This is a genomic window from Rhodopseudomonas palustris (assembly GCF_003226555.1).
GTDB classification, from domain to species: domain Bacteria; phylum Pseudomonadota; class Alphaproteobacteria; order Rhizobiales; family Xanthobacteraceae; genus Rhodopseudomonas; species Rhodopseudomonas palustris_I.
The window spans coordinates 1,226,732-1,252,648 of record NZ_QKQS01000023.1; the positions used below are offsets into that span (position 1 = coordinate 1,226,732).

25 protein-coding genes are annotated in these 25,917 nt (G+C 65.9%); 20 read left to right on the forward strand and 5 right to left on the reverse strand.

Annotation, left to right across the window (positions count from 1 at the left end; genetic code table 11):
* Window positions 1-36 precede the first annotated feature (36 nt).
* A complete protein-coding gene (locus tag DNX69_RS18220) occupies window positions 37-927 on the forward strand; it encodes a hypothetical protein (RefSeq protein WP_133256027.1) in 891 nt (296 codons plus the stop codon).
* Between the two features lie 629 nt (window positions 928-1,556).
* Here the strand turns inward: DNX69_RS18220 and DNX69_RS18225 are convergent.
* From DNX69_RS18225 to DNX69_RS18245, 5 genes are all read right to left on the reverse strand, one after another.
* A complete protein-coding gene (locus tag DNX69_RS18225; RefSeq protein WP_110787327.1) occupies window positions 1,557-2,843 on the reverse strand; it encodes an ArgE/DapE family deacylase in 1,287 nt (428 codons plus the stop codon).
* Between the two features lie 69 nt (window positions 2,844-2,912).
* Complete coding sequence (locus DNX69_RS18230) at window positions 2,913-4,229, reverse strand: aspartate aminotransferase family protein (RefSeq protein ID WP_110787328.1); 1,317 nt, start codon at window positions 4,227-4,229, stop codon at window positions 2,913-2,915.
* A 5-nt stretch (window positions 4,230-4,234) separates the two neighbouring features.
* Window positions 4,235-5,293: a phosphotransferase gene (locus tag DNX69_RS18235; protein ID WP_110787329.1), complete on the reverse strand. Its 1,059-nt coding sequence runs from the start codon at window positions 5,291-5,293 to the stop codon at window positions 4,235-4,237.
* A gap of 329 nt (window positions 5,294-5,622) precedes the next feature.
* Window positions 5,623-6,318: a GntR family transcriptional regulator gene (locus DNX69_RS18240; RefSeq protein ID WP_110787330.1), complete on the reverse strand. Its 696-nt coding sequence runs from the start codon at window positions 6,316-6,318 to the stop codon at window positions 5,623-5,625.
* 329 nt (window positions 6,319-6,647) lie between these two features.
* Window positions 6,648-7,967 carry an MFS transporter gene (locus tag DNX69_RS18245; protein ID WP_110787331.1) on the reverse strand — a complete coding sequence of 440 codons (1,320 nt, stop codon included), beginning with the start codon at window positions 7,965-7,967 and terminating at the stop codon, window positions 6,648-6,650.
* 452 nt (window positions 7,968-8,419) lie between these two features.
* Between DNX69_RS18245 and DNX69_RS18250 the strand changes: the two genes are divergently transcribed.
* From DNX69_RS18250 to hypE, 19 genes are all read left to right on the forward strand, one after another.
* Window positions 8,420-9,421, forward strand: a complete 1,002-nt coding sequence (locus tag DNX69_RS18250; protein WP_110787332.1) for a HupU protein — start codon at window positions 8,420-8,422, stop codon at window positions 9,419-9,421.
* Window positions 9,418-10,863 carry a nickel-dependent hydrogenase large subunit gene (locus DNX69_RS18255; RefSeq protein ID WP_110787333.1) on the forward strand — a complete coding sequence of 482 codons (1,446 nt, stop codon included), beginning with the start codon at window positions 9,418-9,420 and terminating at the stop codon, window positions 10,861-10,863. The genes DNX69_RS18250 and DNX69_RS18255 overlap by 4 nt, the downstream gene beginning before the upstream one ends.
* Before the next feature lie 239 nt (window positions 10,864-11,102).
* The gene (locus DNX69_RS18260; RefSeq protein ID WP_110787334.1) at window positions 11,103-12,224 is read left to right on the forward strand and encodes a hydrogenase small subunit; all 1,122 of its coding nucleotides are present in this window, start codon (window positions 11,103-11,105) and stop codon (window positions 12,222-12,224) included.
* A gap of 18 nt (window positions 12,225-12,242) precedes the next feature.
* Window positions 12,243-14,036 carry a nickel-dependent hydrogenase large subunit gene (locus tag DNX69_RS18265; protein WP_110787335.1) on the forward strand — a complete coding sequence of 598 codons (1,794 nt, stop codon included), beginning with the start codon at window positions 12,243-12,245 and terminating at the stop codon, window positions 14,034-14,036.
* A 22-nt stretch (window positions 14,037-14,058) separates the two neighbouring features.
* Window positions 14,059-14,784, forward strand: a complete 726-nt coding sequence (gene cybH / locus DNX69_RS18270; protein ID WP_110787336.1) for a Ni/Fe-hydrogenase, b-type cytochrome subunit — start codon at window positions 14,059-14,061, stop codon at window positions 14,782-14,784.
* A 240-nt stretch (window positions 14,785-15,024) separates the two neighbouring features.
* Window positions 15,025-15,636, forward strand: coding sequence for a HyaD/HybD family hydrogenase maturation endopeptidase (locus tag DNX69_RS18275; protein WP_207803159.1), 612 nt, complete (start codon window positions 15,025-15,027; stop codon window positions 15,634-15,636).
* A 13-nt stretch (window positions 15,637-15,649) separates the two neighbouring features.
* A complete protein-coding gene (locus tag DNX69_RS18280) occupies window positions 15,650-16,234 on the forward strand; it encodes a HupE/UreJ family protein (RefSeq protein ID WP_110787337.1) in 585 nt (194 codons plus the stop codon).
* Window positions 16,235-16,250: 16 nt separating this feature from the next.
* Window positions 16,251-16,553, forward strand: coding sequence for a HypC/HybG/HupF family hydrogenase formation chaperone (locus tag DNX69_RS18285; protein ID WP_110787338.1), 303 nt, complete (start codon window positions 16,251-16,253; stop codon window positions 16,551-16,553).
* A 235-nt stretch (window positions 16,554-16,788) separates the two neighbouring features.
* Window positions 16,789-17,193, forward strand: a complete 405-nt coding sequence (locus tag DNX69_RS18290) for a hydrogenase accessory protein (RefSeq protein ID WP_110787339.1) — start codon at window positions 16,789-16,791, stop codon at window positions 17,191-17,193.
* Window positions 17,190-18,056, forward strand: a complete 867-nt coding sequence (locus tag DNX69_RS18295) for a hydrogenase expression/formation protein (RefSeq protein ID WP_110787340.1) — start codon at window positions 17,190-17,192, stop codon at window positions 18,054-18,056. Before DNX69_RS18290 ends, DNX69_RS18295 begins: the two co-directional genes overlap by 4 nt.
* The gene (locus DNX69_RS18300; RefSeq protein ID WP_110787341.1) at window positions 18,053-18,265 is read left to right on the forward strand and encodes a rubredoxin; all 213 of its coding nucleotides are present in this window, start codon (window positions 18,053-18,055) and stop codon (window positions 18,263-18,265) included. Before DNX69_RS18295 ends, DNX69_RS18300 begins: the two co-directional genes overlap by 4 nt.
* Complete coding sequence (gene hybE / locus DNX69_RS18305; protein ID WP_110787342.1) at window positions 18,255-18,776, forward strand: [NiFe]-hydrogenase assembly chaperone HybE; 522 nt, start codon at window positions 18,255-18,257, stop codon at window positions 18,774-18,776. The genes DNX69_RS18300 and hybE overlap by 11 nt, the downstream gene beginning before the upstream one ends.
* The gene (locus DNX69_RS18310) at window positions 18,773-19,960 is read left to right on the forward strand and encodes a nickel-dependent hydrogenase large subunit (RefSeq protein WP_110787343.1); all 1,188 of its coding nucleotides are present in this window, start codon (window positions 18,773-18,775) and stop codon (window positions 19,958-19,960) included. The genes hybE and DNX69_RS18310 overlap by 4 nt, the downstream gene beginning before the upstream one ends.
* On the forward strand, window positions 19,953-20,294 hold the full coding sequence (gene hypA, locus DNX69_RS18315) for a hydrogenase maturation nickel metallochaperone HypA (RefSeq protein ID WP_110787698.1): 342 nt from the start codon (window positions 19,953-19,955) through the stop codon (window positions 20,292-20,294). The genes DNX69_RS18310 and hypA overlap by 8 nt, the downstream gene beginning before the upstream one ends.
* A complete protein-coding gene (hypB, locus tag DNX69_RS18320; RefSeq protein WP_110787344.1) occupies window positions 20,294-21,226 on the forward strand; it encodes a hydrogenase nickel incorporation protein HypB in 933 nt (310 codons plus the stop codon). Before hypA ends, hypB begins: the two co-directional genes overlap by 1 nt.
* Before the next feature lie 4 nt (window positions 21,227-21,230).
* Window positions 21,231-23,477, forward strand: coding sequence for a carbamoyltransferase HypF (gene hypF, locus DNX69_RS18325; RefSeq protein ID WP_110787699.1), 2,247 nt, complete (start codon window positions 21,231-21,233; stop codon window positions 23,475-23,477).
* A 5-nt stretch (window positions 23,478-23,482) separates the two neighbouring features.
* Window positions 23,483-23,716, forward strand: a complete 234-nt coding sequence (locus DNX69_RS18330) for a HypC/HybG/HupF family hydrogenase formation chaperone (RefSeq protein WP_110787345.1) — start codon at window positions 23,483-23,485, stop codon at window positions 23,714-23,716.
* Window positions 23,713-24,855 carry a hydrogenase formation protein HypD gene (gene hypD / locus DNX69_RS18335; protein WP_110787346.1) on the forward strand — a complete coding sequence of 381 codons (1,143 nt, stop codon included), beginning with the start codon at window positions 23,713-23,715 and terminating at the stop codon, window positions 24,853-24,855. Before DNX69_RS18330 ends, hypD begins: the two co-directional genes overlap by 4 nt.
* The gene (gene hypE / locus DNX69_RS18340) at window positions 24,852-25,898 is read left to right on the forward strand and encodes a hydrogenase expression/formation protein HypE (protein WP_110787347.1); all 1,047 of its coding nucleotides are present in this window, start codon (window positions 24,852-24,854) and stop codon (window positions 25,896-25,898) included. Before hypD ends, hypE begins: the two co-directional genes overlap by 4 nt.
* Window positions 25,899-25,917 lie beyond the last annotated feature (19 nt).

The window sequence follows — 25,917 nt, forward strand, 5'->3', positions numbered from 1 at the left end:
CTGATCGACAGTAAGCAGCCTCTCACCGACTCTCGGATGAGGCAGGGGTGGGACCTGTTCCTTTCGGCCTACAACGACAATGAGAGGGTTCAAAAGCCTTTCGAGGGGATTTTCGCTTCCCGAAAGTGTTGGTGGCCATTGCCCGAGTACAATTATCAGTCCCACGAATTGCCGAGCGCCAATGTGATCGAGGTTGCGCAGCAAGCAAACGAATCGGAGTTCATCGGAGAGGGGCTGGCAAGCTCCGGCTTTTCTGCCTCATCGGGGCAAAGCGTCTGCATTGATATCACTGGGTTTATGCGGCCGCATATACTGTATTTTCTTAAGTACCTGAAGGAGGCGGGGCTGAAGCAGATCGACATGATATATACCGAGCCAGAGCACTATTCGCGCAAGGCTGAAACGACATTCTCAATAGATGACGTCGTCAAGGTCCGCAGTGTTTTGGGCTATGAAGGCCAGCATGTTCCAGGAATGGATGGTGATGCCCTCATTGTCGGAGTGGGGTATGATCACGGACTGATGTCGCGCGTCATTCTGGAGAAGGAGAGTGCGCGGCTGATTCAGTTGCACTGCTTTCCCTCGCTTAGTGCAGACATGTATCACGAAAGCATATTGCGTCTCGATCGCGTCGCGTCCGCCAGTAAGGCTCGTGATCATGAGTATGTGATATTCAGCAGTGCAAACGACCCGTTTGTTACCGCGGCCGAATTGTCACGTGCATACGCGAAATTGAAGGGTGCCGGTCTCTCGAATCTGTATCTCAGCCCCCTCGCAACGAAGCCGCATACCTTGGGCTTTGGCTTGTTCTACCTGAGAGAGCTTGAAGGAACGGCGTCTAGCCTCATCTTCCCGTTTTCAGCCCGATACTCTCGGGAGACTGGAAAGGGACTCGGTCGATCTTGGGTTTATCCGATCATCTTTTGAGTGCCAGTCAGACAAGATAGGGCACAACGATTGAGTGCGACTGCGCTAAATCGAGGCGCTAGGGGCAACAGCACGAAGGCTACTCATGCTTGTCTACAAGAGGACAAAGCGCTCTGCGTACTGAGGCGATAGCTGCGCCGCCCTGTACCACGTCCGAAGGGCCAGCTTTCGAGCTTTCCGTGAGTTGCCCTGCCTTCGACCTGTTGCCCAGAGACCATATCCAGGATTCGTTGGCCGACCCGCGTCCATTCACGCAGACAGACCTTCGGTCGGCTCCCCACTGCCGCTGCAAGGCGCGGCCATCCATCTTCGGAGACCGTCGCAAATGAATGCCTGGAGAGCGTCATCCTCATGTATATCGGTTTGCAGGCCAAGAATGTGACACCACGGTGTCGCCGGTTTCCGGAGACACCGCCAATGGACGGCTTTGCGAGCTTCTGCCTCTTCACAACGAATCCATGCGTCGACGCAGGGTTCGTATCGAGCATATTCTTTCCTTGGCACCCGTGCAGCCGCGCGCTCTAGGACGTAGCGTCTCAAACGGGCCACTTTCGAAGCTATCGCCATCTCAGACGGGAGCTGGGGTCAGCGAGTTATCTGGTGCCGGCGTAGCTGACGGGTGCCGAGCTTCAGGGCTGCGCCGCTCGCGCTTCGAGGCCGCACCAATCGGCGACGAAGAGAGCCAGCGTCTTCGTCACCTTGCGGAGCGACTCCAGATCGACGCATTCGTCGAACGCGTGCGGATTCTTGCAATACGGCCCGTAGACCAGCGTCGGGCAATTGCCGTACAGGCCGAAGGCGCGCGCGTCGGTCGTCGCCGCAAAGGCGTGCTCTTCGAGCTGCTGGTCCCAGATCTCGGAGTGACACCGACGCAGGACCTCTTCCTGCGCATCGGCTCCGGTCAGATGGTAGCCTTCCTGCATGAAGCCCGGATAGCTGATCTTCGGCGGGTTGTGCTTGAGATAGGGATTGCGCGACGCCGCTTCCGCGACGTGCCGCTCGAAATCCTTGCACGCCTCCGCCGGCGACTGTCCCGGATAGACTGCGACACGGACCTCGAAGGTGCAGGCCGACGGCGCGCTCGACGTCCACTCTCCGCCCTGAATGCGACCGACGTTGAAGTTGATCGGATGCGGATGGTTCTGGAACGGCTGGTACTGCGTCTTGCGCGCATTCCACTGCTTCTCCAGCTCCCGCAGCGACTGGATCAGTTCGATGGCATTGGCGATCGCGTCCGCGCCGAGGCCGAAGTCGCCGGACGCATGTCCCGGGGCTCCGGAGACTTCGACCCTGATCCAGATCGGCCCGATCTGGCCGCGCAGCAGCTTCGGTTCGAGCGGCTCCGGAATGAAGGCCGCGTCGGCGGTGTAGCCGCGCACGACGGCCGCGAGCGCGCCGTTGCCGGTGCACTCCTCCTCGACGACGGACTGCACATACACGGTCGCCGACGGTTGCAGGCCGATGTGGTGCAGCGCCTTGAGCGCGTAGACGTTGGCGATCAGCCCGGCTTTCATGTCGCCGGCGCCGCGGCCGTACATCCAGCCGTCCTTGATCACCGGCTCATACGGACCATAGGTCCACGATTCGGCCTTCCCGACCGGGACGACATCGACGTGCCCGTTCAGAACCAGCGATCGCCCCCCCTGTTCGCGGGAACGATGCGTCCCCACCACGTTCCAGGAGTTCTCGTAGGAGATCGACACCGGGCAGAAGCCGGGATGATCCTTGATGGCCGCCTCGTCGATCACCCATTTGTCGACATCGAGGCCGATGCCGGCCATCAGCTCCGCCATGAACTCCTGCGCCGCGGCCTCCTCGCCGCGCTGCGAGGGAATACGCACCAGCTTCTGCAGGCATTCCAATTGCTCGTCGAACAGCGCATCGACCGCGGCGGCGATCTTCGATCTGGTTTCCATTGGTGCATTCATCGAATGTGAGTCCCGTTCAATGCGGAGTTCGTTGCAGGCGTCGTTTCGCGGCGGCCGTTACAAGGCCTTCAGGACGTCGTGGAGTCCCGTCAGGAACGTGTCGGCGTTGTCGCGCGAGAAGACCAGCGGCGGCCGGATCTTCAGGACATTCGCGCCCGGACCGGAGGCGCTGATCAGGATGCGGCGGTCGCGCAGGCCGTTGACGATCTTGGTGGTCACGGCGGCCGCCGGCGTTTTTGCCGCGCGGTCGGCGACGAGTTCGACGCCGATGAACAGACCGGCGCCGCGGACGTCGCCGATCTGCGCAAACTCCTTCGCAAGACGGCGCAGGCCGTCCTGAAGATAATTGCCGACGTCGCGGGCGTTCTCGACCAGCTTCTCGTCCTTGATGACGTTCAGCACCGCCATGCCGGCCGCAGCCGCCACCGGGTTGCCGCCGAACGTGTTGAAGTAGCGCGCGCGTGCGCCGAACTCCGCCACCACCTCGGGACGCAGGATCACGCCCGCCATCGGGTAGCCATTGCCCATCGGCTTTCCGATCGTGACGATATCGGGCTTCACGTCGTGGCGCAGGAAGCCCCACATCGCATCGCCGGTACGGCCGAAGCCGGGCTGGACTTCGTCGGCGACGAACAATCCGCCGGCCCGATGGATCGCATCGACAGCCTGCTTCAGAAAGCCCTGCGGGCCTGCGACGACGCCGTCGCTGGAGAAGATCGTGTCGACGATCAGCAGCGCCGGTTTGATGCCGCGGCGCTTCAGATCATCGATCGCCGCCTGGACGTCGTCGTGAAAGCGCTGGGCGACGGTCTCGGGCGGATTCCGATACGGGTCCGGCGCCGCGACGGTCCGCACATGGACACCGAGATCGACGAACTCGCCGAGCGACGGCGAGAACTCGGCGACCGCGCTGGTGAGGCCGTGATAGGCGAGCTTGGTGGCGATGATGCCGGTGCCGCCGGTCGCATGCCGGGCGATGCGCACCGCCAGATCGTTCGCTTCGCTTCCTGTGCAGGTGAACATGACCTGGCTGAGGTCGGACGGAAACGTCGCCGTCAGGTCTTCCGCATAGGCGATGATCGATTCATGCAGGTAGCGCGTGTGCGTGTTCAGCGTGCGGGTCTGCGCCACGATCGCGTCCACCACCTTGGGGTGGCAGTGGCCCATCGACGCGACGTTGTTGTAGACGTCGAGATAGCGATTGCCCTCGGCGTCTTTCAGCCAGACGCCTTCGCCGCTGACGATGTGCAGCGGTCGCTCGTAGAACAGCCGATAGGCGGGGCCGAGCACACGCTGGCGGCGCTCGATCAAGGCCTGCTCGGCGCTGGGCAGCCGCGCGAAGTCGTCCGCCGTGAAAGCATTGACCATCGCCATCTTGCTTAGTCCTTACAATGTGAGGAAACGAACCGTTCGAGCTCGGCGTCCGGCAGCGCCGCCAGGGTCTGCAGTCCGAGCCACGCGGCCCGATGATTGCGCATGATGTAGTGGCGGTTGTCGGGCCGGCTTGCCGCGCGATATTCCGGAATGATGATGCTGATCGCGAGCCGTGCCTTGAGCAGCACAGGGAGGAGAGCGACTTCCCGCTCCTCCAGCCGGGTGACTTCGCTGTAGCCCTTCAGCATCGCCCCGAGGAGGCTGCGCCAGTCGACGGTGTCGACGTGATAGGCCAAGGCGACCGCGAGATCGTTCACGCGCGGCGCGAACACCATGTCGCCGAAGTCGATCACGCCCGCGACGGCGCTCGGCGATGCGGGATCGATCAGGATGTTGTGCAGGTTGAAGTCGTTGTGGATGACCTGCCTGGGCAGCGCGTCCATCACCGGTGCAGCGCGACGCTCGAACTCGGCCAAGACGCCGAGCACGAGGTCGCGTCGGCCGGCGTCGACATGGTCGATCAGATTGGCAAGATCGAGCGTATGCGAAATATCCCACAGCAGCTTGCCGGAAGGCGGACGGCCGTCGAAACCGGCCAGCCCCTGTCCGAGCGTCGCCAGCGATCGGCCGATATTCCGGTTGCGATCGGCGCAGGGCCGAAGCCGATACGCCGGCTCGCCCGCCAGATAACTCAGCAACCGGACCGTTCGCACGCCGCCCTCGTCGGGCTCGAGATCGTAGTCGGTGTTGCCGTGCTTGGTTCTGACCAGACGCGGCAGCGGCACTGGCGAAGCGACCGTCTCCAGATGGGCCAGCGCGGCGTCCTGGAAGCGAAGCGATGCGACATCCTCGGACGGGTTGGCGATCTTGAGGATATAGGCGTCGCCCGAGCGCGCCGTGAACTTGAAAGTCTCGTCGCGTTCGCTCGACAGACGGGTGACGTTGCCCTGAATGCCGTACACCTGCGCGACGAGGTCCTCGACTTGCCCGAGCGGCAGCAGGGTCCAATGCGTCGAGAGTGCGTCACCGATTGGGGTCGCCGCGAGAGGTGCTGTTGCAGTCATTCAGTGTGATCTAACCCAAGCTCGAGAGCGATCAGTCGCGCCGGTTCGCTGTTCCTACTCAAAGGCCGAGCCCTGTCCCTTGACGGGGCTAAGGCCCTCGCTCAAATCGACGTGTCCCAGCGACCTTCACTCAATCTCTTGCCGCGATGTCGGCGGCATGTCCTCAAAATCATATTTTTTGATGCATCATGCGTCAAGTAGTTTTGCCCGATGCATGCGGCTGCAAGCGGCGCAAATCTCTCGGCGTCGCGCATGGATGTACCACGATGCTCACCGTCACCGTGGCGGCGCCATCGAATTCAAGAAGACGATCGAGTGTACCGAAGCGACTAACCGGCTTGAGCCTGCGGTTCGGCGTCCGCATCGGCGGATTTGAGAATCCCGGCAGCGAGGACGATCTTCGCGGTCGCGTTGATGTCGGCCTTGATGGCGGCCTCGGCGGCGGCGGCATCCTTGTTCTTGATGGCGTCGAGAATCTCGTAGTGGAACGAGATCATCGTCTGACCGCCCCTGACATACACGGCCGCGATGATCGGGCCCATGCGGAGCCACATATTCTCGACCAAGCCGCAGAGCACCGGCAGCCCGGAGCATTCGCCGATCTTCGAGTGAAACAGCCGATTGAGCTTGAGCGCGAGCGCGACATCGCCCTTGGTGCGGGCCTGTTCGTTCTGGCTGAGGATGTCGCCGAGCATATCGATGATCTCGGGGGTCGACTTCTCCGCGACCAGCCGCGCCGCCAGTCCCTCGAGCTCCAGACGAATGAGGCGGATTTCCTGAAACTGATCGACCTGCATGCGCGGGACACGGATGTCCTTGAGACCGCGCATCTCCAGCGCATGCTCTCGCACCAGGCGAAGCAGCGCATCGCGGACCGGCGTGACGCTGACGCCCAATTGTTCGGCGAGGGTACGGATACGCACCTTGTCGTCGGGCTGCAGCCGGCCTTCGACCAGCGCCAGTGAGATCTGCGAGTAGACAGTCTCGTAGAGGCTGCTCCTGTCCAACTGTTCGAAGATCTGCACGCGAAAGCCTCATCCCAGAGAGTATCGAACGTGTTCGATGCCACAACCCGACATCGACAGCAAACTGCGAAACCAGTCTGCCGTGCAATGGGGGTGGGATGATTGTTGTCGATGCTCCCGGCTGTCAAGAACTCCGACGGGCGATGGTCGGCTCAACCGAACAGGCGGCCGTCTTCGACGAGGAGAGGCTTTACGCACCTCCTCGCCCTACCACCAGGAGTGCGTGTGCCGGAACTCGCAGTGCCCGGCGCGCCTGTGACGATTTCCGCAATCGATCATCGGATAGTCCTGCCCCGCGACAGTGCAACGACATCGCAGGGCAGAACAGGTCAGCCGTTCAAGGCGTAGTTCGGCGCACCGACTGCGGCAGCAGTTTCGGCCGTCGCCTCTTCATCGTCGATCGGCAGGAAGTAGATGCTCGCGCATGCGCCGCCGGCGATCAGCGCAAACAGGCCGGCGAGCGGCGCCCACTGCAGGCCGTAGGTGTGCGCCAGCCAGACGCCGACGATCGGGGTCGTGCCACCGAAGATCGCACCGCAGAGCTGGAAGCTCAGCGAAATGCCGGTGTAACGCATCCGGACTGGGAACGCCCGCGGCAGATAGGCAGCGATCACCGCGTAGTACATGCCGATCAGGAACGTCGCCACCAGCACCGCGGTCGCGATCTTCGGGATTTCACCGGTGATCACGAGCATCATCATCGGAACCGACCACAGGAAGGCGCCGCCCGTGGCGATCAGCAGCAAGCGACGTTCGCCGATCTTGGAGGCGATGAACGAGCCGGTGACGGTCGCGAACAGTTGGACGACGCCGATCCACGAGATGACGTCGAGGATCTGGCTCTTCTGGACCTTGAGATAGGTGGTGGTGTAGCTGATCATGAAGGTGGTGATGAAGTAGAAGCCGGCGATGCCGAGCAGGCTCAATCCGATGCCGAGCACGACCGCCTTCTTCTTGGTCTTGAGCACCTCGCGCACCGGAACCATCTCGTGGCTCCGGTCCTTTTCGAGCTGCGCCACCATCTCCGGGCTCTCGTTCACGCCGGCGCGCACGATGAAGGCGACAATGACCAGCAGCCCGCTCAGGATAAAGGGAATGCGCCAGCCCCAAGACTGGAAATCTTCCTGCGGAAGCGACGAGACGGCCCGGAACGCCAGCGTCGAGAGAATGAGGCCGATCGGGCTGCCGTATTGCGGGGCGGCCGCGAGGAAGGTCCGCCATTTCTCGGGCGCGTGCTCGGTCGCGATCAGGACCGCGCCGCCCCACTCACCGCCGACCGCGACGCCTTGTGCGAGCCGGAGGATCACCAGAGCAACGGTGGCAGCGACACCGATCGAATGATAGCTCGGCAACAGGCCGATTAGCGTCGTCGCACTTCCCATCAGTAACAGCGTGATGACCAGGCTCTTCTTGCGACCGACCTTGTCGCCGAGATGCCCGAACACCAGCGCGCCGAACGGCCGTGCCACGAAGCCGACCGCGAAAGTGGCCAACGAAGCCAGCACGCCCATGAACGGGTCGTTGGTAGCGAAGAACACGTCGCCGAACACCAGCGCGGCGGCGGTGCCGTAAATATAATAGTCGTACCACTCGATGGCCGTTCCGAGGAACGCAGCCAGTGCCGCTCTAATGGGTTGAGCCTGAGCCATTTCCAATCGTCTCCCTGAATGTCGGGTACTTTCAGCCTGTGCCGCGTCCGACCGGGCGAACGTAAGGAGACGACGGACAAACCGTCAATAATTTTGATGCATCAAACATCATAAAGTGCAGGCATTTCGTGCTGAAACTGTGCGCGTCGTGATAGCTCCTTGATCAAAAAGGTGGTTGTTCATTGTTTGTTCGATGCGATGCACGCAGTGATGAGCGCTCTGATAGGGCGGCGCGTCCCCTTCGTCGGCCGTCTAGCGCAGCCGTTTCGCAACCAAGATGGGCTGCCTATCGACCGGCCTCATCGCCGAGCCGCGTCGTCAGCTCGCGGTCCAAACTGGATCATTTTCGTATCCGCCCCGGCGGTACGTTCGTCCGGCCTCGCTTGCCGGCTCGGTCGAACTTGGCTTAATTCGGTGATCGGGGTGGGGACGTTCAGCGGGAGGCTTCGGGCATGCAGCCGTTCAATGTGCTGTGGCTGCAGGGCGGGAGTTGCGGCGGGTGCACCATGGCGGCGCTCGACAACGGCACTTCCGGCTGGTTCGCCGAGCTGGCCCGGTTCGGCATCGATCTGCTGTGGCATCCGTCGCTGAGCGAAGCGACCGCGGACGAGGTGGTCGAGATCTTCGACCGGATCGCGGCCGGCGCGCTGCGGCTCGATGCGCTGGTGCTGGAAGGCTCGGTACTGCGTGGCCCTAACGGCACCGGCCGGTTCAACATGCTCGGCGGCACCGGCCGTTCAATGCTGCATTGGGTGAACGCGCTGGCGCCTTATGCGAATTACGTCGTCGCCGCTGGAAGCTGCGCGGCGTTCGGCGGCGTGCCGATGGCGGGGACCAACCCCACCGACGCCAGCGGCCTGCAATATGCGGGCGCCGAAGCCGGCGGCGCGCTCGGTGCCGGGTTCCGTTCCCGCGCCGGCCTGCCGGTGATCAACATCGCCGGCTGCGCGCCGCATCCGGGGTGGATCTCGGAGACGCTGGCGGCGCTGGCGCTCGGCGGGTTCGACGGCGAGGCCCTCGACGATTTCGGCCGGCCGCGGTTCTATGCCGATCACTTGGCGCATCACGGCTGCGCCCGCAACGAGTATTACGAGTTCAAGGCCAGCGCCGAAGAGCTGTCGCAGCAGGGCTGCATGATGGAGCACCTCGGCTGCAAGGCGACCCAGGCGGTCGGCGACTGCAACCAGCGCGGCTGGAACGGCAACGGCTCCTGCACCAGTGGCGGCATGGCCTGCATCGCCTGCACTTCGCCCGGTTTCGAAAGCGCGCAGAACTTCCTGGAGACCGCCAAGCTCGGCGGGATTCCGGTCGGGCTGCCGCTCGACATGCCGAAGGCCTGGTTCGTGGCGCTGGCGGCGCTGTCGAAATCGGCGACCCCGAAGCGGGTGCGCGCCAATGCCACCTCCGACCACGTCATCGTGCCGCCGCGCACCGACAGCGGACGCCGCAAATGACGCGGCGCGTCACCGTCGGGCCGTTCAACCGCGTCGAAGGCGATCTCGAAGTCCGGCTCGACATCGATGACGGCGTGGTGAGTTCGGCGGAAGTCACCGCGCCGTTGTATCGCGGCTTCGAGCAGATTTTGCGCGGCCGTCCCGCTCTGGATGCGCTCACCCTGGCGCCGCGGATCTGCGGCATCTGCTCGGTGTCGCAGTCGCTCGCCGCGGTGGCGGCGCTGCGCGCCGCCGAGGGCATTCGCGCGGCCGACAACGGCGTGCTGGCGGCCAATCTGTGCCACGCCGCGGAAAACGTGGCCGACCATCTGACCCACTTCTATCTGTTCTTCATGCCCGATTTCGCTCGCGACGCTTACGCGGCGCGGCCGTGGCACGGCGAGATCGCAGGCCGGTTCAAGGCGGTGCGCGGCAGCGCCGCGCAGGCGATGCTGCCGGCACGGGCGCGGCTGTTGCAGATCATGGGGCTGCTCGCCGGCAAATGGCCGCACTCGCTGGCGTTCCAGCCGGGCGGCACCACCCGCGCGATCGACCTCGGCGAGCGGGTGCAACTGCTCTCGGTCATCGGCGACGTTCGCGACTTCCTCGAACGCGATGTGTTCGCCGACAGTCTCGACAATGTGCTGGCGCTGGACAGCGCAGCGGCGCTGGCAACCTGGCGTGACGGCCGCGCCGGCGATTTCGCCCGCTTCCTCGGTGTCGCCGACGATCTGGCGCTGGACCGGCTCGGCCGCATCGCGCTGCCGCTGATGAGCTACGGCGCCTATCACGAGGAAAGTGCCTCGCTGTTTGCACGCGGCGTGTTCGATCCGGCTGCGGCGCAGCTTGCTGCGCTCGATCCGGATGAGATTTCCGAAGACGTCGCCCATGCCTGGATGCGCGACACCGCGCTGCGGCCGGCGGAGGCCGACACCGAGCCGGATGCCGACAAGCCCGCCGGCTATAGCTGGTGCAAGGCGCCGCGCTATGCCGGCGGCCCGGTCGAGGTCGGCGCGCTGGCGCGCCAGGCGGTTCACGGCGATGCGTTGATCCGCGATCTCGTCGCACGCAGCGGGCCGAACGTCACCAACCGGGTGATCGCCCGGCTGCTCGAGACTGCCAAGATCGTGCGCGCGATGCAGGGCTGGGCACGCCGGCTCGATCTGCGCGCGCCGTTCCTGGAACGCGCGGCGCGTCGCGGCGAAGGCGCCGGCATCGGGCTGGTCGAAGCGGCGCGCGGCAGTCTCGGCCATTGGATCGATCTGTCGGGCGACAAGATCCGCCGCTATCAGATCGTGGCGCCGACCACCTGGAATTTCTCGCCGCGCGATCAAGGCGGCGTTCCGGGGCCGCTCGAACAGGCGCTCGCGGGCACCGAGGTCGGCGACGACGGCGCCAGGTCGGTCGCCGTGCAGCACGTCGTGCGCTCGTTCGATCCCTGCATGGTGTGCACCGCACACTGAGTCCGATCGCGCCCATCGCCTGCGGTCACGCGCTTATCAGCATCGCAACCGGCTTATCACCTGAGGCGCTCGCGCGAGGTGATCGCGCGGCGCGTGAGCTTGGTATCTTTACCGGTGCTTTCAAACACTTGCGCGCTGACCAGAGCTGCTGAGCAGCGCTGGCATGGTTCTTGCGAACACCTCTCGAACAGCGAAGCCGACACAGACTTCGCACGCGGCGAGGACACCAAGGAGCCATCATGGGCGCAGCGACCGAAACCTTTTACGAGGTGATCAGGCGGCAGGGCATCACCCGCCGAAGCTTCATCAAGTTCTGCAGCCTGACGGCGACCAGCCTCGGCCTCGGTCCGATCGGCACCAGCCAGATCGCCAACGCGCTCGAAACCAAGCCGCGGATTCCGGTGATCTGGATGCACGGGCTGGAATGCACCTGCTGCTCGGAGAGCTTCATCCGCTCGGCGCATCCGCTGGTGAAGGATGCGGTGCTGTCGATGATCTCGCTCGATTACGACGACACCATCATGGCAGCCGCCGGCCATCAGGCCGATGCGATCCTGCAGGAGACCCGTCAGAAGTACAAAGGCCAGTACATCCTCGCGGTCGAAGGCAATCCGCCGCTCAACGAAGACGGCATGTTCTGTATCGACGGCGGCCGCCCCTTTGTCGAGAAGCTGAAGGAGATGGCCGAGGACTCGATGGCGGTGATCGCCTGGGGCGCCTGCGCCTCGTGGGGCTGCGTGCAGGCCGCCAAGCCGAACCCGACCCAGGCCACCCCGATCGACAAGGTGATCAAGAACAAGCCGATCATCAAGGTGCCGGGCTGTCCGCCGATCGCCGAAGTGATGACCGGCGTGGTCACCTTCGTCACCACGTTCGGCCGGCTGCCGGAGCTCGACCGCCAGGGCCGGCCGAAGATGTTCTACTCGCAGCGCATCCACGACAAATGCTACCGCCGGCCGCATTTCGATGCCGGCCAGTTCGTCGAGGAATGGGACGACGACGCTGCGCGCAAGGGCTACTGCCTGTACAAGATGGGCTGCAAGGGTCCGACGACCTACAACGCCTGCTCGACGGTGCGCTGGAACGGCGGCGTGTCGTTCCCGATCCAGTCCGGCCACGGCTGCATCGGCTGCTCCGAAGACGGCTTCTGGGATCAGGGCTCGTTCTACGACCGGCTCACCACCATCAATCAGTTCGGCATCGAAGCCAACGCCGACAAGATCGGCGCGACCGCGGCCGGCGTGGTCGGCGCCGCGATCGCGGCGCACGCCGCCGTGACGACCGTGCGCAACCTGTCGCGGCGCAAAGAGGTGCCGACCAACGGCGCGTCGAACGGTTCCTCCAACGGCGCCTCCGCGTAAGCCCGGGAAAGCACGATCATGACCAACGTCACCACTCCCAACGGCTTCAAACTCGACAATGCCGGCCGCCGCGTCGTGGTCGATCCGGTGACCCGGATCGAGGGCCACATGCGCGTCGAGGTCAATGTCGACAGCAACAACGTGATCCGCAACGCGGTGTCGACCGGCACGATGTGGCGCGGCATCGAGGTGATCCTGAAGAACCGCGACCCGCGCGACGCCTGGGCGTTCACCGAGCGGATCTGCGGCGTCTGCACCGGCACCCACGCGCTGACCTCGGTGCGCGCGGTCGAGAACGCGCTCGACATCAAGATCCCCGAGAACGCCAACACCATCCGCAACATCATGCAGCTCACGCTGCAGGTGCATGATCACGTCGTGCACTTCTATCATCTGCACGCGCTCGATTGGGTCGACATCGTGTCGGCGCTGTCGGCCGATCCGAAGGCGACCTCGACGCTGGCGCAGAGCATCTCGTCGTGGCCGCTGTCGAGCCCGGGCTACTTCAAGGATCTGCAGACCCGGCTGAAGAAATTCGTCGAGAGTGGTCAGCTCGGCCCGTTCAAGAACGGCTATTGGGGCCATGCGGCCTACAAGCTGCCGCCGGAAGCCAATCTGATGGCGGTGGCGCATTATCTCGAGGCGCTCGATTTCCAGAAGGAAATCGTCAAGATCCACACCATCTACGGCGGCAAGAATCCGCATCCGAACTGGCTGGTCGGCGGCGTGCCGTGCGCCATCAACATCGACGGCACCGGCGCGGTCGGCGCCATCAACATGGAACGGCTCAATCTGGTCTCCTCGATCATCGACCAGATGGTGACTTTCGTCGATCAGGTCTATCTGCCGGACGTGCAGGCGATCGCCTCGTTCTACAAGGACTGGACCTACGGCGGCGGCCTGTCGGGCAAATCGGTGATGAGCTACGGCGACATCCCCGAACACGCCAACGACTATTCGGATGCATCGCTGAAGCTGCCGCGCGGCGTGATCCTCAACGGCAATCTCAAAGAAGTGCTGCCGATCGATCTGGCCGATCCCAATCAGGTGCAGGAGTTCGTCACCCACTCCTGGTACAAATATCCGGACGAGACCAAGGGGCTGCACCCCTGGGACGGCGTCACCGTGCCGCATTACGAGCTCGGCCCGAAATCCAAGGGCACCAAGACCCGGATCGAAGCGCTCGACGAGGAGGCGAAATACTCCTGGATCAAGTCGCCGCGCTGGAAGGGCAACGCCGTCGAGGTCGGCCCGCTGGCGCGCTACATCATCGGCTACGCACAGAACAAAGCGGAGTTCAGGGAGCCGACCGAGAAGCTCTTGACCGATCTCGGCCTGCCGGTGACGGCGTTGTTCTCGACGCTGGGCCGCACCGCGGCGCGCGCGCTCGAGGCGCAATGGGCCGCGCATCAGCTGCGCTACTTCCAGGACAAGCTGATCGCGACGCTGAAGGCCGGCGACAGCTCGACCGCCAATGTCGACAAATGGAAGCCTGAGACCTGGGCCAAGGACGTCAAGGGCGTCGGCTTCACCGAGGCGCCGCGCGGCGCGCTTGGCCACTGGGTCAAGATCAAGGACGGCAAGATCGACAACTATCAGGCGGTGGTGCCGACCACCTGGAACGGCAGCCCGCGCGATCCCAAGGGCGGCATCGGCGCGTTCGAGGCGTCGCTGCTCGATACCCCGATGGCCGATCCGAACCAGCCGCTGGAAATCCTGCGGACGCTGCATTCGTTCGACCCGTGCCTGGCCTGTTCGACGCATGTGATGAGCGAAGACGGCCGCGAGATGAGCAAGGTCACCGTGCGCTGAGCGCCAGCCGGAGGAACAGACGATGACCACGGAGATTGCTCGGGTCCAGGGCGCGCTCGATTCGGCCGGCGAACGCGCGCGCTCGCTCCAGACCGTCTATGTCTACGAGGCGCCGGTGCGGCTGTGGCACTGGGTCAACGCGCTGTTAATCCTGGCGCTGTGCGTCACCGGTTATTTCATCGGCTCGCCGCCGCCCTCGGTGCCGGGCGAGGCGTCGGCCAACTTCCAGATGGGCTACATCCGCTTCGTGCATTTCGCCGCCGGGCAGTTGTTGATCGTGTTCTTCCTGATGCGGGTGTATTGGGCGTTCGTCGGCAACAAATACTCCCGGCAGCTGTTCATGCTGCCGCTCACCAACAAGACCTGGTGGTGGGGGATGCTGTACGAGTTCAAGTGGTATGCGTTCCTGGTCAAGGATCCGAAGAAGTACATCGGCCACAACCCGCTGGCGCACATGGCGATGTTCTCCTTCATGATATTCCTGGTGCTGATGATTATCAGCGGCATGGCGCTGTATTCCGAGGGGCAGGGCATCGACAGCTGGCAGTACGGGTTGTTCGGCTTCATGTTCTCCATCTTCACCAGCCAGACGCTGCACACGTTGCATCATCTCGGGATGTGGGCGATCGTGGTGTTCGTGATCATCCACATCTACGCCGCGGTGCGTGAGGACATCCTCAGCCGCCAGAGCATGATCTCGTCGATGGTCTCCGGCGAACGCCTGTTCCGCGACGACCTGCCGGATTGAGTAGAGAAATTGACGGTCACGCCGCGTGCCATCAGTTGTGAGTACTTCACCCTCCCCTGGAGGGGGAGGGTCGCTCGCTTTAGCGAGCGGGGTGGGGTGGCGAAGAGTTCATCCGCCGTGCCCGCAGCTCACCCCACCCCGTCACGCACTCCGCTTCGCGGACTGCGCGCCGACCCTCCCCCTCCAGGGGAGGGTGAACAGAGCTCCGCTGCAACAGCCTTCGCCGAGGACACCCACGACATGACCGAGCATCCGGCGATATCGCAGCCTCCCCGCATCCTGATCCTCGGCATCGGCAACATTCTGTGGGCCGACGAAGGGTTCGGCGTGCGTGCTGTGGAGGCGTTTCATCGCGCGTTCGAGGTGCCGGGCAACGTCACCGTGCTCGATGGCGGCACCCAGGGGCTGTATCTGGTGAACTTCCTGCAGGAGCACGATCATCTCCTGGTGTTCGACGCGATCGACTACGGCCTGCCGCCCGGAACGCTGAAGCGCATCGACGGCGACGAGGTGCCGAGATTCACCGGCGCCAAGAAGATGAGCCTGCACCAGACCGGCTTTCAGGAAGTGCTGAGCGCCGCCGATCTGCTCGGCGCGGCGCCGCAGCGGCTGACACTGATTGGCTGCCAGCCGCAGGATCTCGAGGATTGGGGCGGGGCGCTGACGCCGCCGGTGAAGGCACGGATCGCCGACGCGCTGGCATTGGCGTGCGAGGTTCTCGGCGAATGGGGCATCACTGTCGCGCCGCGCGCGGTCCCGCTCGATCCGGCACAGGGCCTGCTCGGCAACGATATCGATCACGACAGCTACGAGCGGCGCGCCGATCCGGCCAATGCCGCAGTCCAAGGATGAGGGAGGAGATGTCATGACCCGATTGATCCGCGCTGCCGCGCTTGCGAGCCTCGCTGTGTGCGTGCCCGGCCTCGCCGAAGCGCACACCGGAGTCCACCTGCTGAGTTCCGAGGGGGCGGCAGCCGGCTTTGCGCATCCGTTTCTCGGCCTCGATCATCTGCTGGCGATGGTTGCGGTCGGCCTGTGGGCCGCTTCGCTCGGGGGGCGGGCGCGCTGGCTGGTGCCCGGCAGTTTCATCGCGCTGATGACGCTCGGTGCGATCGGCGGCGCGAGCGGCATTACGCTCCCGGCAGTGGAGCCGATGATTGCGCTGTCGGTGATCGCGCTCGGCGTACTGGTGGCGCTGGCGGTGCGGGTGCCGACCGGCGCGGCTGCCGCGATGGTGGCGCTGTTCGGGGTCTTCCACGGCGCTGCGCACGGCGCCGAAATGCCGGCGATGGCCTCGCCGCTCGCCTACGGCCTCGGCTTCGTCGCCGCCACTGCGCTGCTGCACGGCGCGGGTGTGGCGCTCGGCGGACTGCGTTCGCGCCTGCCGACGTTCAGGCTGGCCGGCGGCGCGATTGCGCTCGCCGGGGTCGCGCTGGCGCTGCCGTTGTAACGCCGGACAAAGTACAATGTGCGTCGGCGTCCCGATGACCGTGATCCGTGCCGACGGCGCGACGGCGCTGTGCGAGCGCCGTGCCGAGCAACGTCTCGTCTCGACCGCGCTGATCGGCGAGGTCGTGATCGGCGACCGGCTGCTGGTGTTCATCGACAGCGCGATCAGGAAGCTCGATCCGGACGAGGCGCAGCAGATCGACGATGCGCTCGACGGCCTCGCTGCGGCGATCGAAGGACGTCCGTTCGAACATCTGTTCGCCGACCTGATCGACCGCGAGCCCGAACTCCCGCCGCACTTGCGGACCGAGCGGCACTGAGCACCGCCGACGGCGGTCGATCGCTCGCCGCTGGGCGCTTGGAAATTAAGCGTCCAGTTTCCGTGAAAAGTATGTTTCCATGTGGTTCTGACATCTCCGCCGGTTCGGTCGGAAATCGCCTGGTTTGACGGTAAATTCGACGCCGTTGCTTGGTGAGATCGATTGGCACGTGGCTTGCTGAATATCCGGTCAAGCAAGTCACGACCGATGAGAGAGATCGGGACTGGGAGGAAACATGGGCTCTTCGCTCGCGCCCGCCGCGGCGCACAGGAATGCGTTGCCGATCGTCGATCAGGCCACCGTCGACGATTTCATCGCCGCCGCATCGGACAAGATCACCGTGTTGTTCTTTCGCGGCGACACCGCGCGGTTTCCGGAAGCTACCGATATCGCGGTGGTGCTGCCGGAACTGATCACCGCGTTTGCCGGACGACTGGTCGGCGCCGAGATTGCTGCCGGCGATGAGGAAGCCTTGATGCCGCGGTTCGGCGTCAAGGTCTGTCCCGGCATCGCGCTGGCGCGGCCGGGCCGCAGCCTCGGTGCCATTTCCAAGATCCAGGACTGGTCGGTTTATCTGGCGCGCATCAACGTGCTGCTCGACGCCGACGCTCGCATCCTCGCGCAGGAGGCCTCGGCATGAGAGTGGGGTACACCAGCGTCGAGGGCGGCGACGATATCGAGATGCTCGTGCTGCCGGTCGGCCATGACGGCGGTGAACGGCGCGGCCTGACCGGGGCCGGCACGATCGCGGCGCTCGCCACCCGCAGCGGCGCCGAGCTGCTGGAGCAGTGCCCGCGGCTCGCCGATCTCCTTGCCCAGCTCCGCCAGGCGCTCGCTGTGCAGCGTGCCGATGCGGCGCCGACGCGGGTGCGGATCGATGGGCTCGACGGGGCCGAGCGCAAACTACTCGCCGACGTTCTCGGCGAGGGCGAAGTCTCCGGCATCGTTGCGCTGCCGGATCGCCGCGTCGCGCAGATCCAGGAGTCCGTGTTCGCCGGGCTGTGGCGGGTGCGGATCGAGGGCGAAGCCGGCCAGCGCGCCTACGACTATCTGGAGGTCGGTGCAGTCCCCGAGATCGCGGCGCGCGCTGCGCTGGACTTTCCAGCTGCCGAGATCGCCATCACCGAGCCGCCCGCGGGCGCGATGAACGTAATGCCGGTGCTCGCCGAAATCGGTGAACGCATGGCGGCGCATCGCGCCGGCCAGCCGCCGCACGTCATCAACTTCACGCTGCTGCCGATGAATCCGGCCGATATGGAGCATCTGGTGGCGACGCTCGGCAGCGGGCCGCTGCAGCTGTATTCGCGCGGCTACGGCAGTTGCCGCGTGCTCGCGACCGGCGCCCGTCACGTCTGGTCGGTGCAGTATCTCAACGCGATGGACACGCCGATCCTCGACACCATCGAGGTCGGCGACGTGCCGGCGGCCGTACGCGCCGCCGACGAAGATTTTCACGACTCCGCCGAGCGGCTAGGCGACATTATCGAGGCGTATTTCGCATGAGCAGCTTCGAGAATTTCGGGCGCGTCGAAGCCAGCTCACACGCCCGGATGGAATGCGGCGTGTGTTGGACGGTGTACGACCCGGCCGAAGGCGACAGCCGCGGCCGCGCCGAGCCCGGCACGCCGTTCGCCGCGCTGCCGGAGGATTGGTGCTGCCCGACCTGCGACGCACCGCCGAGCAAATTTCTCAAGGTGGATGATGACCGCTGAGCCCGCCCCCGATCGCGATGCCGAGGCGCGCGCGTCAGGCGAGGCGATCGCTGCGGTGTATCGCGTCGCCGATCGGGCGATGCAGGACCTGCCGATCTACAATCCTGTGCTCGAGGTCGCGACGATCGGCTTTCGCGCGGTGGGCGACGCCGCGCTCGGCGTGGTGGTGACGCCGTGGTTCATGAATCTGGTGCGGGTGCCCGCGGATCGCGGCACTGAGGTTAGCCAGGGTGCGACGGTGGCCCGGGCGATGCCGGCCGGCGTGATGGATTTCACCGTCGGTGTGCTCGACGGCTTCGGCGTGATCGAAAGCTGCTCGCTGGCGTCGCCGATGTTCGGCTTCGCCGATCAGCAGATCGCGGAGAGCACCGCTCTGGCGGCGCTTGCGGCGGTGCTCGATCCGGATTTTGTTGTCGATGCCGTGCCCGAAGCCGCCGCGGTCCCGCAGCCGGCCCCGGCGCTCGACCGTCGCCGCTTTCTGCGCGGCGTCCTGACGGAGCGGCGGCCATGAACGCCCTGCCGCGCGAGCATCGCATTGCCGTCAGCGTGGAGCTGGCGCAGGGCCGCGTCGCGCGGCTCGAGATCAGCGCGCGCCGTCCGGTCGGCGTCGGCCGATTGGCGTTCGGCAAGCCGGCCGACGGGGTCGTGGCGCTGGTGCCGCGGCTGTTCGCGCTGTGCGCCTCGGCGCAACGCGCCGCCGCAAGCTGCGCGCTCGCCGCCGCCCGCGGCGAAATCATGCCGCGGGAGCAGATGGCCGCGCAGGCCGGTGCCGTGCTCGCCGAACGGCTGATCGAGCTGCTCCGCGGCACCATCACCTCGTTCGCCGGTGATCGACTTCCGGCCTTCATGCCACAGCTCCGCGACCTGATCGCCGCCGCGCGCCGATTCGATGGTCGCAGCTTGCTGGAGGCCGAGGCGATCGCCGCCCTCGCGCAAGGCCTGGACGCGCTCGGCCTGCCGGCAGGTAGTTTCGACGATGCCGGCGCCTATCACACTTGGCTCAGATCCGTTTCTCCCCTCGCCCAACTGCATAGCGCCCGCGCTCCCTCTCCCCGCGTGCGGGGAGAGGGCCGGGGTGAGGGGGCGTCTCCCCAAAGCCGAGCATTCCCGATCCCAGCACCGGGCCAGCCCGATTTCGCCGCCATCGCCGTCGATCCACTCACCGCGGACGATGACAGTCTCGTCGGAGAACAACTCCTGAGGCACGGCGCCTGCTTCGCGACGCGGCCCGATCTTGCGGGTCGCATCCCCGAAACCGGCGCGCTGGCGCGGCTCGCGGATCATCCGCTGATATGCTCAGTCGGAACGGGCGTTGCCGGCCGCCAGCTCGCCCGGCTTGTCGAGGCGCAGGCCACTCCGCGGCTTCTGCACGCGCTGCGCCGTGGCGATGCCGATGCTGCCGCCATCCTGCAGGCGACGCGGCTCGGCGATGGCGTCGGGCTCGGCGCGGTCGAATGCGCGCGCGGGCGGCTGCATCATCTGATCGCGCTGGATTCGACTGGCCGCATCGCCCGTTACGAGATTCTCGCCCCGACCGAATGGAATTTCCATCCGCAGGGGCCGCTTGCCCGCGCGCTGATCGGCGCGCCGCTCTCCGCCACCGAGGCCGACCGGCAGCGCGTCGTGTCGCTGGTCGCGGCATTCGATCCTTGCGTCGGCTACGACGTTACGTTGCGTGAGGCCGCCGATGCATGAAATGTCGCTGTGCGAAGGGCTGATCGAGATCATCGAGCGCGAGGCCAAGGCGCAGAATTTTTCGCGGGTGCGGACGGTCTGGGTCGAGATCGGCGCGCTCAGCCATGTCGAGCCGGAGGCGATGCGGTTCTGCTTTTCCGCGGTCGCCCATGCCGGGATCGCCGCCGAGGCGCGGTTCGAGGTGGTTACCGTGCCGGGCGAAGCCTGGTGCATGAGCTGCGCCAAGACGGTGCCGCTGACGCAGCGGGCCGAGCCGTGTCCGGACTGCGGCGGCTATCAATTGCAGGTCACGGCGGGTGACGAGTTGCGGATCAAGGAATTGGAGGTCGATTGATGTGCACGGTTTGCGGATGCGGAGACGCCAGCGTGGCCCCTGGGCAAGCGCACGGCCATGCCCACCAGCATGGTCATGATCACAGCCACGACCATGATCATGCGCATGATCACGGTCATGGCCACAGCCACGCGCATCATCACCACGACGATCATCATCACCATGATGATCATGACCACGCGCATCCGGCCGAGGACGGCAGCATCGATTTCGGCGGAGGCATCGCCGGCGTCCATGTGCCGGGCCTGACGCAAGCGCGCGTGGTGCAGATCGAGCAGGATATTCTGTCCAAGAACGACGGCTATGCGGCCGAAAACCGCGCCCGCTTCGCCGCCGCCGGCACCTTCGTGCTCAATTTCGTGTCCAGTCCCGGCTCCGGCAAGACGACGCTGCTGGTGAATACCATCACCGATCTGAAGGATCAGCATCCGATTGCGGTGATCGAAGGCGATCAGCAGACCGCCAACGACGCCGAGCGGATCCGCGCAACCGGCGCGCCGGCGATCCAGATCAACACCGGCAAGGGCTGCCACCTCGACGCCCATATGGTCGGCCATGCCCTCGATCAGTTGCCGTCGGCGCAGGGCGGCCTGCTGTTCATCGAGAATGTCGGCAATCTGGTCTGTCCCGCCGCGTTCGATCTCGGCGAGGCGCACAAGGTGGCGGTGCTGTCGATCACCGAGGGCGAGGACAAGCCGCTGAAATATCCGCATATGTTCGCGGCGTCCGATCTGCTACTGCTGAACAAGATCGACCTGCTGCCGCATCTTGATTTCGACCTCGCGGCGACGATCGAATACGCCCGCCGGGTCAATCCGAAGATCGAGGTGCTGACGGTGTCGGCCAAGACCGGCGAGGGGATGCCGGCGTTCTACGCCTGGATCGCCAAGCGTGCCGCGGCTTCCCGCGCCGCCGCGAACGCGGCCGAGTAGTGCGATGCAGCCCGCCGTCGCCTTGTTTCCCGATGCCACTCGCGCGCGTGTGCGCGTGCGCGGCGCGGTGCAGGGCGTCGGCTTCCGCCCGTTCGTGTATCATCTGGCGCAGCGCTACCGGCTCGGCGGCTTCGTCGTCAACGACGCCGAAGGCGTGCTGATCGAGGTCGAAGGCGCATCGCTGCCGGAGTTCATCGCGGCGCTGCGCAACGAGGCGCCGCCGCTGGCGCGGGTCGACGCGATTGAGACCGAAACGCTCCGCGCCTGTGGCGAGCGCGATTTCGACATCGCCGAAACGCGCGGCGGCGCGGTGACGACGCGGATCGGCGCGGATGCGGCGACCTGCGAGGCGTGTCTCGACGATCTGTTCGATCCCGCCAGCCGCTTCCACCTCTATCCGTTCGTCAACTGCACCCATTGCGGCCCGCGCTACACGCTGACGCAGCGCCTGCCTTATGATCGTGACAACACCTCGATGGCGCGCTTTGCACTGTGTGCCGACTGCGGGCGTGATTATCGCGATCCCTCGAACCGTCGCTTCCACGCCGAGCCGGTCGCCTGCCCGGCCTGCGGGCCGCGGCTCGATCAGCCGATCGCCGAGATCGTCGCGCGGCTGCGCGCCGGCGGTATCGTCGCGCTGAAGAGCCTCGGCGGCTATCATCTGCTGTGCGACGCATCGAACGAATCCGCCGTTGCCGAGCTGCGCCGCCGCAAGGGCCGCGACGCCAAGCCGTTCGCCGTGATGGTGGCGTCGGAGGCCTCGCTCGATCGTATTGCCGATGCGAGCGCGGCCGAGCGGTCGCTGCTGAGCTCGGTTGCGCGGCCGATCGTGCTGCTACGGCATCTCGGCGCGCTGGCGCCGTCGATCGCGCCGGGCCTCGCGGCGCTCGGCGTGATGCTGCCCTACACGCCGCTGCATCATCTGATCTTCCATGCCGCCGCCGGCTCGCCGCCGGGGCGCGACTGGCAGCGCGCGCCGGTCGATCTGGTGCTGGTCGCGACCAGCGCTAATTGCGGCGGTTATCCGATCGTGATCGACGATGCCGAACGCAAGCTCGCCGGCGTCGCCGATCTCATCGTCGGGCATGACCGCGATATCGTGGTGCGCGCCGACGACAGCGTTGCGGCGGTCATCGACGGCGCGCCGTCCTTCGTGCGCCGGGCGCGCGGCTTCGCGCCGCAGCCGATCGTGCTGCCGCACGCGGTGCCGCCCGTGCTGGCGGTCGGCGCTTACTTGAAGACGACGGTCACGCTGACGCGCGGGCATGAAGCATTCGTGTCGCAGCACATCGGCGATCTGGCGAGTGCCGACACCGTGCGGTTCTTCGAACACACCATCGCGCATCTGACGCGCTTGGTCGGCGCCGCGCCGGTCGCGGTCGCGCATGATCTGCACGCCGATTTCGCTTCGACGCGTTTCGCGGAAAGTCTCGCTCTGCCGCTGGTCGCCGCGCAGCATCATCACGCCCATGTCGCCTCGATCGCCGCCGAGCACGGCGTTGCCGCGCCGCTGCTCGGGATCGTGCTCGACGGCCACGGCCAGGGCAGCGACGGCAGCGCCTGGGGCGGCGAATTGCTGCGAGTCGAGGGACCGCGCTTCACGCGGCTCGGCCATCTGGCGCCGCTGGCGCTGCCGGGCGGCGATGCGGCGGCGCGCGAGCCGTGGCGGATGGCGGCGGCAGCGTTGCAGGCGCTCGGACGCGGCACCGAGATCGCGGCGCGCTTTTCCGATCAGCCGCGCGCGGCGGCGCTGGCCGCAATGCTCGCCAGTCATGGTTGCGCGACGACCACCAGCGCCGGCCGGCTGTTCGATGCTGCCGCCGGCCTGCTCGGGGTTTGCGCGACACAGAGTTACGAAGGCCAGGCGGCCATGCAGCTCGAAGCGCTGGTGAGACACCCGCGCGTGCTGGGCGGCGGCTGGGAGATCGGCGCCGGCACGCTCGATCTCTCGCCGCTGCTCGCGCACCTTGCCGAACGACCCGATGCGCAGGACGGCGCCGAGCTGTTCCACGGCACGCTCGCCGCCGCGCTCGCCGAATGGGCCGTGCAGGCGGCGGAGCAGACCGGACTGACGACCGTCGCGCTCGGCGGCGGCTGTTTCCTCAATCGCGTGCTGAGCGAAGATCTCGCCGCGCGGCTGCGCGCGGCCGGGCTGACGCCGCTGCTGGCGCGGCAACTGCCGCCGAACGACGGTGGCCTCAGTCTCGGCCAGGCGTGGATCGCCGGTCAACTCATAGCCGAAACGGAGTAGCGCCGATGTGCCTCGCCATCCCCGCCGAAGTCGTCGAACTGCTGCCCGACCAGATGGCGCGGGTGTCGCTCGACGGCGTCAGCAAGGTGATCTCTGTCGCGCTGGTCGAGGGCGTCGCGGTTGGCGACTACGTCGTCGTCCATGTCGGTTTCGCGTTGACGCGGATCGATCCGGAGGAGGCCAAGCAGACGCTGGCGCTGCTCGCCGAGATGGGACAGCTCGCGGAGGCCGCGCAATGAAATACGTCGACGAATATCGCGACGGCGACGTCGCGCGGCGGATCGCGGCGGCGATCGGGCAGGCGGCCGATCCGGCGCGCAGCTACCACTTTATGGAGTTCTGCGGCGGTCATACGCACGCGATCTCGCGCTACGGCCTCGAAGACCTGCTGCCGGCGAACGTGCGCATGGTGCACGGCCCCGGTTGCCCGGTCTGCGTGCTGCCGGTCGGCCGCATCGACATGGCGATCCAGCTGGCGATGCGGCCGGAGGTGACGCTGTGCACCTATGGCGATCTGATGCGGGTGCCGGGTTCGCACAGTGCCTCGCTGCTACGCGCCAAGGCGGCCGGTGCCGACATCCGCATGGTGTATTCGACGCTGGATGCGCTCGCCATCGCGCAGGCCGAGCCGGAGCGCCAGGTGGTGTTCTTCGCCATCGGGTTCGAAACCACCACGCCGCCGACCGCACTGGCGATCAAGCTGGCAAGAGCGAGGGCGCTCGGCAATTTCACGGTGTTCTGCAATCATGTGCTGACGCCGCCGGCGATCCGCGGCATCCTCGAACACCCGGATCTCGACGGCCAGCCCGGCCCAAAGCTCGACGGCTTCGTCGGTCCGGCGCATGTCAGCGCGGTGATCGGCTCGGATGCATTCGCGCCGTTTGCCCGCGAGTTTGAAAAGCCGGTGGTGGTGGCCGGCTTCGAACCGCTCGACGTGATGCAGGCGATCCTGATGTTGATCCGCCAGGTCAATGACGGCCGTCACGAGGTCGAGAACCAGTACATCCGTGCGGTGACGCCGGAGGGCAATACGATCGCGCAGGCCGAAGTCGAGGCGATCTTCGAACTGCGCGACAGCTTCGAGTGGCGCGGCTTTGGCGCGGTGCCGCTCAGCGGGCTGCGGCTGCGCGACGCCTATCGTGACTTCGACGCCGAGCGGCGGTTTGCGATGGCGGAGATCTCCGCCGCCGACAATCCGGCCTGCGAATGCGGCACCATCCTGCGCGGCATCAAGCGGCCGACCGATTGCAAGCTGTTCGGCACGCTGTGCACGCCGGAGACGCCGATGGGCTCCTGCATGGTGTCGTCGGAAGGCGCCTGCGCGGCGCACTGGACCTATGGCCGCTTCCGCGACCATGCGCAGAGGAACGTGGCATGAGCAGCGAAATCCGGCGGCGCAAGCTCGACCTCAAGAACGGGCGGGTGGATCTGTCGCACGGCGCCGGCGGCCGGGCGATGGCGCATTTGATCGGCGAGATCTTCCACGCCGCGTTCGACAATCCGATGCTGCGCGCCGGCAACGATCAGGCGGCGTTCGAAGTCGGTAGCGGCCGGATGGTGATGACCACCGACGGCTATGTGGTGTCGCCCTTGTTCTTCCCCGGCGGCGACATCGGCTCGCTGGCGGTGCACGGCACCATCAACGACGTGGCGATGGCCGGCGCCAAGCCGCTGTATCTGTCGGCCGGCTTCATCATCGAGGAGGGCTTCGCGTTCGCCGATCTGAAGCGGATTGCCGACAGCATGGCGGCGGCGTCGCGCGCCGCCGGCGTGCCGATCGTCACCGGCGACACCAAGGTGGTCGAGCGCGGCAAGGCCGACGGCGTGTTCATCACCACCACCGGTGTCGGCATCGCGCCGCGCGAGCTGGTGCTGTCGTCCGAGCTGGCGCGGCCCGGCGACAAGGTGCTGCTGTCCGGCTTTATCGGCGACCACGGCGTCGCGGTGATGTCGCAGCGCCAGAACCTCGCCTTCGAGACCTCGATCCAGTCCGACAGCGCCGCGCTGCACGAACTGGTCGCCGCAATGGTGGCGGCTGCTCCGCAGGGGCTGCGGGTGATGCGCGATCCGACCCGCGGCGGGGTGGCGGCGACGCTGAACGAATTGGCGCAGCAATCCGGTGTCGGGTTCCGGCTCGACGAGGACGTGATGCCGGTCCGGCCCGAGGTGGCGGCCGCCTGCGAACTGCTCGGGCTCGATCCGCTTTATGTCGCCAATGAAGGCAAGCTGATCGCGATCGTCGCGCCCGAGGCGGCCGAGACGGTGCTGGCCGCGATGCGGGCGCATCCGCTCGGACGCGATGCGGCGCTGATCGGCGAGGTGATCGCCGACGATCATCACTTCGTGCAGATGACCACGTCGTTCGGCGGCGGACGGATCGTCGACTGGCTCTCGGGCGAGCAATTGCCGCGGATTTGCTGAAGGCGTTAGACTGGTGTTG

What these genes read in the sequence shown, in the direction of transcription:
- hypB (WP_110787344.1), top strand. Translation starts at nt 20,294, where the DNA reads ATGTGCACGGTTTGCGGATGCGGAGACGCCAGCGTGGCCCCTGGGCAA.
- DNX69_RS18290 (WP_110787339.1), top strand. Translation starts at nt 16,789, where the DNA reads ATGGGCTCTTCGCTCGCGCCCGCCGCGGCGCACAGGAATGCGTTGCCG.
- DNX69_RS18260 (WP_110787334.1), top strand. Translation starts at nt 11,103, where the DNA reads ATGGGCGCAGCGACCGAAACCTTTTACGAGGTGATCAGGCGGCAGGGC.
- DNX69_RS18280 (WP_110787337.1), top strand. Translation starts at nt 15,650, where the DNA reads ATGACCCGATTGATCCGCGCTGCCGCGCTTGCGAGCCTCGCTGTGTGC.
- DNX69_RS18235 (WP_110787329.1), bottom strand. Translation starts at nt 5,293, where the DNA reads ATGACTGCAACAGCACCTCTCGCGGCGACCCCAATCGGTGACGCACTC.
- DNX69_RS18265 (WP_110787335.1), top strand. Translation starts at nt 12,243, where the DNA reads ATGACCAACGTCACCACTCCCAACGGCTTCAAACTCGACAATGCCGGC.
- hypF (WP_110787699.1), top strand. Translation starts at nt 21,231, where the DNA reads ATGCAGCCCGCCGTCGCCTTGTTTCCCGATGCCACTCGCGCGCGTGTG.
- hypA (WP_110787698.1), top strand. Translation starts at nt 19,953, where the DNA reads ATGCATGAAATGTCGCTGTGCGAAGGGCTGATCGAGATCATCGAGCGC.
- hybE (WP_110787342.1), top strand. Translation starts at nt 18,255, where the DNA reads ATGACCGCTGAGCCCGCCCCCGATCGCGATGCCGAGGCGCGCGCGTCA.
- DNX69_RS18295 (WP_110787340.1), top strand. Translation starts at nt 17,190, where the DNA reads ATGAGAGTGGGGTACACCAGCGTCGAGGGCGGCGACGATATCGAGATG.
- cybH (WP_110787336.1), top strand. Translation starts at nt 14,059, where the DNA reads ATGACCACGGAGATTGCTCGGGTCCAGGGCGCGCTCGATTCGGCCGGC.
- DNX69_RS18255 (WP_110787333.1), top strand. Translation starts at nt 9,418, where the DNA reads ATGACGCGGCGCGTCACCGTCGGGCCGTTCAACCGCGTCGAAGGCGAT.
- DNX69_RS18310 (WP_110787343.1), top strand. Translation starts at nt 18,773, where the DNA reads ATGAACGCCCTGCCGCGCGAGCATCGCATTGCCGTCAGCGTGGAGCTG.
- DNX69_RS18220 (WP_133256027.1), top strand. Translation starts at nt 37, where the DNA reads ATGAGGCAGGGGTGGGACCTGTTCCTTTCGGCCTACAACGACAATGAG.
- DNX69_RS18285 (WP_110787338.1), top strand. Translation starts at nt 16,251, where the DNA reads ATGTGCGTCGGCGTCCCGATGACCGTGATCCGTGCCGACGGCGCGACG.
- DNX69_RS18230 (WP_110787328.1), bottom strand. Translation starts at nt 4,229, where the DNA reads ATGGCGATGGTCAATGCTTTCACGGCGGACGACTTCGCGCGGCTGCCC.
- DNX69_RS18300 (WP_110787341.1), top strand. Translation starts at nt 18,053, where the DNA reads ATGAGCAGCTTCGAGAATTTCGGGCGCGTCGAAGCCAGCTCACACGCC.
- hypE (WP_110787347.1), top strand. Translation starts at nt 24,852, where the DNA reads ATGAGCAGCGAAATCCGGCGGCGCAAGCTCGACCTCAAGAACGGGCGG.
- DNX69_RS18275 (WP_207803159.1), top strand. Translation starts at nt 15,025, where the DNA reads ATGACCGAGCATCCGGCGATATCGCAGCCTCCCCGCATCCTGATCCTC.
- hypD (WP_110787346.1), top strand. Translation starts at nt 23,713, where the DNA reads ATGAAATACGTCGACGAATATCGCGACGGCGACGTCGCGCGGCGGATC.
- DNX69_RS18225 (WP_110787327.1), bottom strand. Translation starts at nt 2,843, where the DNA reads ATGGAAACCAGATCGAAGATCGCCGCCGCGGTCGATGCGCTGTTCGAC.
- DNX69_RS18330 (WP_110787345.1), top strand. Translation starts at nt 23,483, where the DNA reads ATGTGCCTCGCCATCCCCGCCGAAGTCGTCGAACTGCTGCCCGACCAG.
- DNX69_RS18250 (WP_110787332.1), top strand. Translation starts at nt 8,420, where the DNA reads ATGCAGCCGTTCAATGTGCTGTGGCTGCAGGGCGGGAGTTGCGGCGGG.
- DNX69_RS18245 (WP_110787331.1), bottom strand. Translation starts at nt 7,967, where the DNA reads ATGGCTCAGGCTCAACCCATTAGAGCGGCACTGGCTGCGTTCCTCGGA.